At 44.6% G+C, this 9,697-nt stretch carries 6 protein-coding genes; 4 read left to right on the forward strand and 2 right to left on the reverse strand.

The features are described 5' to 3' along the window. Positions 1–11: 11 nt before the first annotated feature. Together csrD and R7M72_RS19515 are read right to left on the reverse strand one after the other, a co-directional pair. A complete protein-coding gene (csrD, locus tag R7M72_RS19510) occupies positions 12–2,021 on the reverse strand; it encodes an RNase E specificity factor CsrD (protein WP_171346111.1) in 2,010 nt (669 codons plus the stop codon). A 242-nt stretch (positions 2,022–2,263) separates the two neighbouring features. Further along, entirely contained in the window at positions 2,264–2,800 is a 537-nt protein-coding gene (locus tag R7M72_RS19515; protein WP_315956608.1) for a single-stranded DNA-binding protein, read from the reverse strand. A gap of 277 nt (positions 2,801–3,077) precedes the next feature. Between R7M72_RS19515 and R7M72_RS19520 the strand changes: the two genes are divergently transcribed. The 4 genes from R7M72_RS19520 (at position 3,078) to R7M72_RS19535 (ending at position 9,575) form a co-directional block, all read left to right on the forward strand. Next, positions 3,078–3,722, forward strand: coding sequence for a LuxR C-terminal-related transcriptional regulator (locus R7M72_RS19520; protein ID WP_005381237.1), 645 nt, complete (start codon positions 3,078–3,080; stop codon positions 3,720–3,722). Positions 3,723–3,881: 159 nt separating this feature from the next. After that, complete coding sequence (gene galU, locus R7M72_RS19525; RefSeq protein ID WP_005381239.1) at positions 3,882–4,754, forward strand: UTP--glucose-1-phosphate uridylyltransferase GalU; 873 nt, start codon at positions 3,882–3,884, stop codon at positions 4,752–4,754. Between the two features lie 149 nt (positions 4,755–4,903). Further along, the gene (gene uvrA, locus R7M72_RS19530) at positions 4,904–7,726 is read left to right on the forward strand and encodes an excinuclease ABC subunit UvrA (RefSeq protein WP_005381241.1); all 2,823 of its coding nucleotides are present in this window, start codon (positions 4,904–4,906) and stop codon (positions 7,724–7,726) included. Positions 7,727–7,793: 67 nt separating this feature from the next. After that, positions 7,794–9,575 carry a PglL family O-oligosaccharyltransferase gene (locus R7M72_RS19535; protein ID WP_053350598.1) on the forward strand — a complete coding sequence of 594 codons (1,782 nt, stop codon included), beginning with the start codon at positions 7,794–7,796 and terminating at the stop codon, positions 9,573–9,575. Positions 9,576–9,697 lie beyond the last annotated feature (122 nt).

Raw genomic sequence — 9,697 nt, forward strand, 5'->3', positions numbered from 1 at the left:
GATTATTATCTTTATTTTTTCCGCCAGCGATTTCGTCTTCCCAATTTAACTTGGGATTCTGATTGAGAATTCGGCAACGCTTGGGGACGAGGAAGAAACTGCTGCTCCGCAGAAAAGTAACGCCCTTGCCCACCATAAACCCCGAGCTCAACTAATGTGTTGAGCTCGTTCTGATTCTCAATACCCACTGCTATAATTTTAGTTTTACTGTTTGCCGCCGCACCTAGCATACTGCGGACAAATAGCTGGTTTTCATGTCGTTGGTCGATTTTTGCTACTAAACTGCGATGAAGTTTTAGGTAACGAATGTCCACTTCTTTTAAATAGTGAGTGCTGACGATGGTACGCCCAGCCTGCCCAACCATTAAGTGGCACCCCAAACCGGCCAGCATTTTAGCGACTGGTCGCATAAAGTCTAAGTGTCTTACAAATTGTGCTTCAACAAACTCAAAACTGAGACACTTTCTCTGCTCACGTGACAACTGTAAGAGTTCATCACGAAACCATTTAAAGTACTCTCGGTTAGAAAATGGCGTTACATTCAAATTGAGCGCATACGATCTTGAGTTATCAAAATTATCCTTAAACTCTCTTAAGAATTTATTAATAACTGACTTATCCATTTGCGCTTCATAACCAACCTGTCTGATCGCAGAAATGAACCGAGACGCTTTAACAATCCCATTCTCAGGATCGCGAATCCGACATGTTAACTCTTCATATAATGATTTTTTATGCGTCGCGTCACTTATTGGGTGCACAGATTGTGCGTAGAGTATCACACTTTCAGGTGTAAGTGCTGTGTCAAATAACGTTCTCCACCTCACACTTCCGCGAGCTTCTTCATCGTGGTTCCATTTTTTGAAGCGACTCCAATTATTGTTATTTTGTAGTTGCGCACTACGCAAAGCAGTCTCGGCTTCATCAATGATTTGGCTGTGTCGCTCACCTTCTTTATAAGTGGTGATGCCAATATGGCACCAGTTGTCTGGATCAAGTGGCTCTGGCGGCATTAACTTTTCTAACTGGCGAATGCATTGCGAGGCGAGGTTAGCCACATCTTTCGCACTTTGGTGCGGTAGAAAAAGCGCAAAATCAGCATCGTAATAACGGGAAAATACAACATCTGGGTATCGTTGAACTAAATTGGACAATAAACTCCCAACTTCAACAATAAACTCATCCGTAATTTGCTTATCTTGCTCTTCTTCAACCAGTTTCCAGTCTTGAATACGAACTAGCAACACGGCGCCGCGAGCCCCACTTTCTAGTAACGCCGATTCCAACTTGCTATCAAATAACACTCGGTTAGCGGTACCGGTTAGCTTATCAAGGAAGGTTTGAGTTCGAATAAAGGTATCAAATCGGCTTCGCTCTTGACGCGCATCTTGTAACTCTTCGATTAATACATCGAGCGCTTCACTGGCGGTGTAAGGCCATTCTTTTTTGTCACCTTTGGCATACTGCTCTACCCTACCAGCCAGGATCATTCTGCCTCGCTCTTCGAGCATTTCGGAGCCTTCTAATTGTTCCTTAAGCCATGCCACGCCGCGCATTAAGCAGAAGATGATCAATATAACGGCAAGCGTGATCGACCAAAGCGCCTGCATTGAGTAGCTGTAACCTAAGTAAGGGGGAATTGCTTTAAAGTGAATCGTGTAATCTTGATTGTGAGTCAACTGGTACTCAGCCTCAAACAAGACTGACGCTTCCATTTGATGAGAAGTATCTTTGAAGCGATAAACAACGGCGTTGTTGGTCGACAACGTCATTTCGACAATATTGGAAGCCTGCAGCATCTTCGGCATCCAGCGCTGCATAGAATAAGCAGCGTCAGGATCTTCCATCTCCTTGTCGACCACCTCTACGATCCCTTCTAAATAATGGGTGAGATATTCCTGCCCAAGACGTTTAAAAGAGAGGGTGCCACCGACAAACAAGATAAACATGGCGCAGATAACGATCATGGTGACAAAGGCCACCAGCCGTGTGCTTAACTTAAGAGTTGGGGTATACCTCATGAATACCAAATTCCTTTTTTATTCATCATATACCTTATTGAAATATTTATACTTGATAAGAGTTCATCAAACAATCGGATTAGTCTGATAGTGAGAGGCTGGAGCATAAAGAAAATCACACTCATTGATAAGTTTTATTGTTACGCCTAACCTTGCCAAGATAAGCCTGTGAGATCATTAGATTGCGACAATAAAAAAGGCCGCGATATTCGCGGCCTTTTCGATTCAAGCATAAGCAGAATTTAGAACGGGATATCGTCGTCAAAATCCATTGGTGGCTCATTGTACTGCTGCTGTGATTGCTGCGGAGCCTGTTGTTGTGGTTGCTGTTGCTGAGGCGCATTGTACTGCTGCTGAGCTGGCTGTTGAGGCTGACCCCATCCACCTTGCTGCTGTTGACCGCCCATAGGTGCGCCGCCACCTTGAGCACGACCGCCAAGCATTTGCATCACACCATTGAAGCCTTGAACAACGACTTCAGTTGAGTAGCGATCTTGACCACTTTGATCTTGCCATTTGCGAGTTTGCAGTTGCCCTTCAATGTAAACTTGAGAGCCTTTACGCAAATACTCACCTGCTACTTCCGCAAGTTTGCCGAACAACACAACACGGTGCCATTCCGTTTTTTCGCGCTGTTCGCCAGTCGCTTTATCACGCCATGAATCAGAAGTCGCAATAGTAATGTTTGCTACTGCACCGCCATTCGGCATGTAACGAATTTCAGGGTCGTTACCTAGATTCCCCACCAAAATAACTTTGTTAATTCCACGGCTGGCCATGATGTGCTCCGTTTCACTCTGGATATATAAAATTTTAGCGCATTAGAATAGCACGCTTTAATGTTTTGATTAAAGTCTAATACCATTGTGATCTATTGAGTCATCCTCTAGAACCCAAATCGTATTTCAACTTACGTGTGTAGCATTTTTGATTCGCGTTGCAGACATCGTTTCGTGAAGCTTTGAATTCGAACGCATTTATTCAGTAAAGCGATGGTTATGGCCTCTCTTTAATGCCAGTTTATGGCTTCTATTGAACCCAGGGAGATTGGAACACGTGAGAAAGTCGGCTTACGCAAGAAAGCTATTTCTGATCAGTATGGAAGATAATGCGCAAAAAAAAGTGGCGGCACTCGAAAAGTACGTTGATATGAGCATCCCGGTGATTTCAACCGCAGCACTCATGGAAGCCAAGCCACAACACCGTAATAAAATTCTACTGATCGACTTCAGTGAACATAAATCACTTGTTCAATCGATCAAAAACTTGCCTCTTGTATGGAAAAACTTTGAAACCGTTGTCTTCAACGTGCCTAAAAGACTAACCACAGATGAACTTCTTTCATTTGGTCAATTAAAAGGTGTGTTTTATTCTGAAGATACGCTAGAGCAAATTGGAGAAGGGTTAAAAGGCATTGTTAACGGTCAAAACTGGCTGCCGCGTAATGTAACCAGTCAACTTTTACACTATTACCGCAATGTCATTAATACTCATACTGCACCAGCTACGGTAGACCTAACCATTCGTGAGCTACAAGTACTGCGTTGCCTACAAGCTGGCGCCTCGAACAGTCAGATGGCCGAGGAGTTATTCGTCAGTGAATTCACCATCAAATCGCACTTGTATCAGATATTCAAAAAGCTATCCGTAAAGAACCGAGTACAGGCAATCGCCTGGGCAGACCAAAACTTAATGTCTTGATGCAATGTTAGCGGCTCTGATAACTGAAATGACGAGTCGCTCATCTTTTTTCCGCACCGAGTCTCACATTTTTTCCTACTTTATTCATGATTCATTGATACCTCTCGTGTTAAAGTTATGCGCAGATTCTTGATAAAAACGAGATAGGATATTCCCCCAATGATAAAAAAATGTCTGTTCCCTGCTGCAGGCTATGGCACACGCTTCCTACCGGCAACGAAATCTATGCCAAAAGAGATGATGCCAGTTGTGAACAAACCGCTTATTGAATACGGTGTCGAAGAAGCAATCCAAGCTGGTATGAACGGCATGTGTATTGTGACAGGTCGTGGCAAGCACTCGATCATGGACCACTTTGATAAGAACTACGAACTGGAACATCAGATTAGCGGTACCAACAAAGAAGAGCTGTTGGTAGATATCCGTGAAATCATTGAATCTGCAAACTTCACTTATATACGTCAACGCGAAATGAAAGGCTTGGGCCACGCGATTCTAACTGGACGAGAATTGGTAGGCGATGAGCCATTTGCTGTTGTTCTTGCTGATGACCTTTGTGTGAACGAGCAAGAGGGCGTACTGGCTCAGATGGTGGCACTATTTAAGCAGTTCCGCTGTTCTATCGTTGCAGTACAAGAAGTACCAGCCGAAGAAACACACAAATACGGCGTTATCTCTGGTGAAATGATCAAAGACGACATCTACCGCGTAGACGACATGGTAGAAAAACCAGAGAAAGGCACGGCGCCTAGTAACCTTGCTATCATTGGCCGCTACATCCTGACTCCCGATATTTTTGAACTGATTGAAAACACCGAACCTGGTAAAGGTGGTGAAATTCAAATCACTGACGCGCTGCTAAAACAAGCAAAAGCGGGCTGTGTATTGGCTTACAAATTCAAGGGCAAACGCTTTGACTGTGGTAGCGTTGAAGGTTACATCGAAGCAACTAACTATTGTTTTGAAAACCTGTATCTAAAAGATGAAAAAACCTCTGAGCTAGGTAAGCACGCAACACAAAAAGCAGTATAAAGCATCGTCGTAGTACGAAATTACTGTATCGAAAGCCCAGCACAACGCTGGGCTTTTTACTTTACTGTTTTTTTATCCAGTAATTTTCTTTGCACATTTCTCACACTATGTAATACTTGCCCCACTTGGTTATACATAGAGCAAAAACGATGGATAAAATAGAAGTTCGCGGTGCCCGAACCCATAACCTTAAAGACATTAATCTTACAATCCCTCGCGATAAACTGATTGTCATTACTGGACTAAGTGGCTCCGGTAAATCCTCTCTCGCTTTCGATACATTGTATGCAGAAGGCCAACGACGCTACGTAGAGTCTCTCTCTGCCTACGCTCGTCAGTTTTTGTCTCTGATGGAAAAACCCGATGTCGACCACATTGAAGGGTTATCACCCGCGATTTCTATTGAACAGAAATCTACTTCTCATAACCCGCGTTCAACCGTCGGTACAATTACCGAAGTCTACGACTACTTACGTCTATTGTATGCTCGTGTGGGCGAACCCCGCTGTCCAACGCACCATGCCCCTCTTGCTGCGCAAACCATCAGTCAAATGGTGGACAAAGTCCTAGAGATGCCGGAAGGCAGCAAAATGATGCTATTGGCGCCTATTGTCAAAGAACGTAAAGGTGAGCATGTTAAAACGCTTGAGAACTTAGCGGCTCAAGGCTTTATTCGTGCGCGTATTGATGGAGAAACTTGCGATCTTTCCGATCCTCCAACCCTTGAGCTACATAAAAAGCACACCATTGAAGTCGTGGTAGACCGCTTTAAAGTTCGTCCAGACTTACAACAGCGCTTGGCCGAATCTTTCGAGACCACGCTCGAATTATCAGGCGGAATTGCGGTTGTCGCGCCAATGGATGGCGACGGTGAAGAGATTATTTTCTCCGCCAACTTCGCTTGTCCACAATGTGGTTACAGCATGCAAGAGTTAGAGCCGCGACTTTTCTCATTCAACAATCCTGCTGGTGCATGTGGCACTTGTGATGGCTTGGGTGTTCAACAATACTTCGATCCAAGCCGAGTCATTCAAGATGATTCATTAAGCTTGGCACAAGGTGCGATTCGCGGTTGGGATCAAAAGAACTACTACTACTTCCAAATGCTCACCTCATTGGCCGATCATTATGGTTTTGACCTCCATGCCCCTTTTAATTCTCTGCCAAAGAAAACGCAAGATGTCATTCTAAAGGGCTCAGGTCGTACTGAGATTGAGTTTAAATACATCAACGATCGTGGCGATATTCGCGTTAAACGCCATCCATTCGAAGGTATTCTGAATACCCTAGAACGTCGCTATCGTGATACAGAATCCAACTCTGTCCGTGAAGAGCTTGCAAAATACATCTCCACTAAATCTTGTTCAAGCTGTGGCGGTACTCGTCTACGCCTTGAAGCACGTAACGTGTTTATTGCTGATACGACACTACCTGAGATTGTTGAACTCAGCATTGCTGATGCATTGGAATTCTTCCATTCCTTGAAACTGGAAGGTCAACGCGCCCAAATCGCTGAAAAAGTGATGAAGGAAATCAACGACCGTCTGCAATTCTTAGTTAACGTCGGTTTGAACTACCTAAACTTATCACGCAGTGCTGAAACCTTATCAGGCGGTGAAGCTCAACGTATTCGTTTAGCAAGCCAAATTGGTGCAGGTCTTGTTGGTGTCATGTACGTCTTAGATGAACCGTCGATTGGCCTCCACCAGCGTGATAACGAACGACTCCTAAAAACACTGACTCATTTGCGCGATTTAGGTAATACCGTACTTGTGGTAGAACACGATGAAGATGCGATTCGCTGTGCAGATCATGTCATAGATATTGGTCCTGGTGCTGGCGTACATGGTGGTAATGTTGTTGCGGAAGGCACCATGGAAGAGATAGTCGCGAATCCGAATTCTCTGACAGGTCAGTACTTAAGTGGTGTTAAAGAAATCGCAGTACCGAAAGATCGCACGCCGCGAGATCCGAAAAAAACGGTTGAGCTATTAGGCGCTACAGGTAATAACCTTAAAAACGTTAACCTTTCAATTCCTGTTGGGTTATTCAGCTGTATTACAGGAGTATCTGGCTCAGGTAAATCAACGCTGATTAATGATACTTTCTTTAAAATTGCGCATACCCAACTTAACGGAGCAACAACGGCTCAGCCTTCACCTTATAAATCGATTAAAGGTCTAGAGCACTTCGATAAAGTCATCGATATCGATCAAAGCCCAATTGGCCGTACACCTCGCTCTAACCCTGCAACCTATACGGGGATCTTTACCCCAATCCGTGAACTGTTTGCAGGCACACAGGAGTCGCGTTCTCGCGGTTACAAACCGGGCCGTTTTAGTTTTAACGTACGCGGTGGTCGTTGTGAGGCCTGTCAGGGTGACGGTGTTATCAAAGTAGAAATGCACTTCCTACCAGATGTTTATGTGCCATGTGATGTGTGTAAAGGTAAACGCTACAACCGTGAAACGCTCGAAGTACGTTACAAAGGTAAAACTATTGATGAAGTGCTAGAAATGACGGTCGAAGATGCACGCACCTTCTTCGATCCAGTTCCTGCCATCGCTCGCAAACTACAAACACTGATGGATGTCGGTTTGTCGTACATACGATTGGGTCAAGCGGCAACAACACTCTCCGGTGGTGAAGCACAGCGTGTGAAACTGGCGCGAGAGCTATCCAAACGTGATACAGGAAAAACCTTGTACATTTTGGATGAACCAACAACCGGCCTTCACTTCCATGATATCCAGCAGTTGCTCACTGTACTGCACAGACTTCGCGACCACGGAAATACTGTCGTGGTGATCGAGCATAACCTGGACGTCATTAAGACTGCGGACTGGATTATCGATCTTGGTCCTGAAGGGGGTCAAGGTGGCGGCGAGATAATCGCTCAAGGCACTCCGGAAGATGTGTCGCAAATCGAGGGTTCGCACACAGCTCACTTCCTCAAGCCTATGTTGAAGTAGAAAAAACAGGTAAAGTATCGAGACCAGCAAGTGCTGGTCTTTTTTCATTCAAAACAACGCAATAACTATGGCTACTATACATGTAAGTGGAACAAAGCTTTCTCCCGAAAAAGTACAGGTTCCCCTCAATCGCAAGTTTCTCATTGCCTTGGCAACACTATTTGTGTTGGCAATGCACTTTTTCATGCCCAACCCCGGCGGTTCGGGGCTTTCGCTTTCGTTCAATGCGACAACTTGGATTGCTTTTAGCTTTGCATTAGGCATTGGGTGTTACCAACTAGCGAATAATCGAGTGCTACGTTACTCAAAACTAACCATCGGCTTGTTCATTAGTGCTCTTATCATGACAGTGCCCATTCTGTACCCAAATGCGAATAGCAGCTTGGCAGCCAATAAGCTCATTGGCCTGTGGTGTGGTGTCCTGTTCTTTATTGTTTTACAACAATTTCATTTCAGTAATAAACATCGCCAACGCCTATTATGGTTCATTGTCCTTGCGGTTGTTATCGAAGCCATTTTTGGTCTGACACAATATCTGTATCTCAAACCAGGTAATCCGTTTGGTTACGACACGGTGGCCAATCGTCCTTATGGTATTTTCCAACAGCCCAATGTAATGGCCAGCTTTCTTGCGACAGGGTTGGTGATTGCCAGCTATTTACTTGCACGTCAGCCCTACAAATACGACCGTAAGTTAAGCGATGTTTACCTTCTCTATGCCGTGCCAGTTTTAACTTTACCACTAATTGTGGCGTTGGCTTCACGCACTGGTTGGTTAGCCTCGGTCATCGCCGTGTTGTTGGTCATTCCATACATGTACCGTTTTGCAACCAAAGGGCGCTTTATCCGCTGGGTTGTGTCACTTGTAAGTGGGCTCTTATTCTCCGTCGTTGTCATGCATCTTGCCTTTCCTGATGGAGGTGGGTTAGCCGCAGAAAAAGTAAATATGGAGTCTCCTCGAGCGTATACTTTTCCGCAAACATTAGACATGGTGATTGAAAAGCCTTTTACTGGTTATGGATATGGTAAGTTTGAATCTGAGTACATGCTGTATACGGCTCGTCAACATGCCCTAAATGAGAATTACCCAGCTGGTTTGCCAGCCATGGATCATCCGCATAACGAGCTGCTTTACTGGGGAGTAGAAGGTGGCTTGCTGCCAATACTCGGCATCTTCTTAGCGATGGCACTGGTACTGTATCGAATCTATCAAGCCAAACGCGGAACTCGTCTTGCGTTGCTGGCCTTGTTTATACCTATCGTATTGCACTCGCAACTGGAATACCCTTTCTACCACTCTCTCGTGCATTGGTTGATCTTCGTTATCCTACTGTACTGGGTCGATCAGCGCGTCTCTCGTTATCGACAAGTCGGCTTTAGTAATGTGACCAAAAGCTTGCTGCGTGTTTTTAGTTTGGTACTTCCCGTTGCGTTTACGTTTTACATGGTAAGCGCATTACATACGAACTATGTATTGACGAAGTTTGAGACCACTAGACCAACTAACCCTGATATTCTGAATCAAGTCAGTAACCCTGTGGTTTGGAAAGACAGGTTTGATTGGGATGTCTATAGCACGTTTTTAAACCTTGGGCTGTACCAACAAGACGCAACCTTGATTCAGCCTTATATCGATTGGTCGCTAAAAATCATCAAAGATAAGCCTCGCCCTGCATTTTATAATAATTTGATTTTGGCCTACCAAGGCTTAGATGACTCAAGTAAAGCGGAGCAAATTAGAGCTGAAGCGCAGTTTTTGTTCCCGAAGATTGATTTCAGTGACGTCAATTACCAACCACCTTCTCAAGCAATCTCTGCCTCACCAGCCCCCACTTCAGGTGCAGAGTAATAAGTACAAAAAAGCGAAGGGATGACCTTCGCTTTTCTTTATCTCATTGTGCCGTCCTAAATAAGGTTGACACTTTCCACCCCCAAAATTGGAGAGTGTTATGAAATCAACAACTAAAAGAA

This window comes from Vibrio sp. YT-18, from assembly GCF_033337345.1.
Classification (GTDB): Bacteria; Pseudomonadota; Gammaproteobacteria; order Enterobacterales; family Vibrionaceae; genus Vibrio; species Vibrio alginolyticus.

Excerpts from the sequence above, each read along its gene's own strand:
- csrD (WP_171346111.1), bottom strand. The coding sequence starts at position 2,021 with ATGAGGTATACCCCAACTCTTAAGTTAAGCACACGGCTGGTGGCCTTT.
- R7M72_RS19515 (WP_315956608.1), bottom strand. The coding sequence starts at position 2,800 with ATGGCCAGCCGTGGAATTAACAAAGTTATTTTGGTGGGGAATCTAGGT.
- galU (WP_005381239.1), top strand. The coding sequence starts at position 3,882 with ATGATAAAAAAATGTCTGTTCCCTGCTGCAGGCTATGGCACACGCTTC.
- uvrA (WP_005381241.1), top strand. The coding sequence starts at position 4,904 with ATGGATAAAATAGAAGTTCGCGGTGCCCGAACCCATAACCTTAAAGAC.
- R7M72_RS19535 (WP_053350598.1), top strand. The coding sequence starts at position 7,794 with ATGGCTACTATACATGTAAGTGGAACAAAGCTTTCTCCCGAAAAAGTA.